Raw genomic sequence first — 888 nt, 5'->3', positions numbered from 1 at the left:
TGCGCGTTGTTTTCACGGGGGGCACGGGCAAGGCGGGCCGCCATGTGGTGCCCTACCTTCTCGGCCAGGGCCACGAGGTGCTGAACGTCGACCTCAAACCGCTGGACCATCCCGGCGTCAACACGCTTCTTGCCGACATCACCGACAGCGGGCAGATGTTCAACGCCCTGTCGAGCCACTTCGGCTTCGAGGGCTACGAGACGGGCCGCGGCCCGGCCAGGGTCGACGCCGTGGTGCACTTTGCCGCCGTGCCGCGCGTCCTGATCCACCCCGACAACGAGACGTTCCGCATCAACACGGTGGGCACCTACAACGTGGTCGAGGCGGCCGTGAAGCTCGGCATCCGCAAGATCGTGATCGCCTCCAGCGAGACGACCTACGGCGTGTGCTTTGCGGAAGGCGACCGCCCCTTCCACGCCTTTCCGCTGGAGGAGGACTACGACAGCGATCCGATGGACAGCTACGGCCTGTCGAAGGTCGTCAACGAGCGCACGGCGCGCGCCTTTGCCCAGCGGTCGGGCGCCGACATCTACGCGCTGCGCATCGGCAACGTGATCGAGCCGCACGAGTACGAGCGGTTCCCTGCGTTTCTGGCCGACCCGATGAGCCGCAAGCGCAACGCCTGGAGCTACATCGACGCGCGCGACCTCGGGCAGATCGTGGACCTGTGCCTTCACAAGGACGGGCTGGGCTACCAGGTCTTCAACGCCACCAACGACACGATCACCGCGCGCGAGCCGACCGCGGCATTCCTGGCCCGCCACCAGCCCGGCACGCCGGTCACGCGCGAGATGGGCGAGTTCGAGGCCCCGCTCTCCAACCGCAAGATCCGCGAGGTGCTCGGCTTTCGCGAACAGCACAACTGGCGAAGGTACGTCGCGGAGTAGG

1 protein-coding gene is annotated in these 888 nt (G+C 67.1%); it reads left to right on the top strand.

What is annotated here, in order from left to right; genetic code table 11:
* Window positions 1-887 (top strand): NAD(P)-dependent oxidoreductase (locus AUL35_RS19210; protein WP_082666468.1); only part of this gene is annotated, 887 nt, incomplete at its 5' end.
* Between the last annotated feature and the right edge of the window lies 1 nt (window position 888).

It is taken from the genome of Aureimonas sp. AU4 (assembly GCF_001463765.1).
Taxonomy (GTDB): Bacteria; Pseudomonadota; Alphaproteobacteria; order Rhizobiales; family Rhizobiaceae; genus Aureimonas.
The sequence above is the reverse complement of the archived record's forward strand: the minus strand, read 5'-3'. Positions and strand labels throughout refer to the sequence as shown.